The following is a 1,226-nucleotide window of genomic DNA, read 5'->3' on the forward strand; positions in this document are numbered from 1 at the left end:
TGCAGATTCAACCTGTCGACGCAACACATTGATAAAACCGTTGAGCCGGCGTTTCGAAGCCTAACGTTTTCCTTGGTCGTTCATTCAGCCGATTCGCGATGGCGTCGAGCTGCCCTTGCGAGTAATTAGATAGATCCAGTCCCTTGGGGAAATACTGTCTCAGCAAGCCATTGGTATTCTCATTCGATCCGCGTTGCCAGGGATTTCTTGGATCACAAAAGAAGACTTGGATATCGGTCGCCAGTTTGAAGCGCTTGTGGTCTGCCAGCTCTGAGCCTCGGTCCCAAGTAAGCGACTTGTAGAGTTCTTGCGGCAGCTTCATCGCATGCTGGATTAACGCATTTACGACTGTTTCGGTATCCTTGCGCGCCACTTTCACCAGCATCAAATAACGTGTCTGGCGCTCGACGAGCGTGATGATCTGGCTGTTGAGCGTACCGCATAAAAGATCCCCCTCCCAATGCCCAGGAACTGCCCGATCTTGAGCCGTAGCGGGACGTTCGCTAATCGAAATCGCATCGACGATTCGGCCGTGATCCTCAGTTTTCTGCGTATGGTGGCGTGAGCGACGCATTACTCGAGTACGGCGCAAATGCTCGGTAAGCTCCTTCTTCAAGGCGCCACGAGCCTGAATGTAGAGGCTACGATAAATCGTTTCGTGTGACACTTGATGAGCCTTATCGCCAAGGTAAGCACGCTTGAGCCATCCAGCAATTTGCTCCGGTGACCATTGCAGTTGAAGCTTTGCAGCCACCGTTTCGGCCAGCGCAGGGTCCTCTGCCAGTCTACAGCGCTTAGGGCGCCTTGCTCGATCCCACGCGCGTTTGTCGGCCACATTTGCCCGGTACAGCGTTTGTCCGCCATTACGTTTGATTTCCCGGCTGATGGTAGAAGGGGCTCGACCCAGCGAAGCAGCGATCTTCCGAATCGAAGTGCCGGCTACCAGCGAGCGCGAAATATCTTCGCGCTCGGCAATGGTTAAAGCCAACCTGGAGCGAGAGCGCTGAGCAGGACTAATCCCGCCATTCCGAATAAGAATCCGCTGAACTGCGCCGTGACTTCGGTCGAAAAGCTGGGCAATATGCTGCAGAGATTCGCCCTGACGCCAGCGTTCCCACATCAATGCCTTTTGCTCGTCAGTGTAATAGATTCGTAGTTTGCGTTTCATAGCAACACTCCTCCTGCCTAAGCAGTTTATAGTGTTGCGTCGACCGATTGAATCCGCA

1 protein-coding gene is annotated in these 1,226 nt (G+C 53.6%); it reads right to left on the reverse strand.

Annotated elements, in window-relative coordinates; all coding sequences use genetic code 11:
- Positions 1 to 7 precede the first annotated feature (7 nt).
- Positions 8 to 1,168, reverse strand: coding sequence for an IS30 family transposase (locus tag AC1RTP_RS28495; RefSeq protein ID WP_498612021.1), 1,161 nt, complete (start codon positions 1,166 to 1,168; stop codon positions 8 to 10).
- Positions 1,169 to 1,226: the final 58 nt, after the last annotated feature.

Source organism: Pseudoduganella sp. GW821-FHT11H04 (assembly GCF_058807935.1).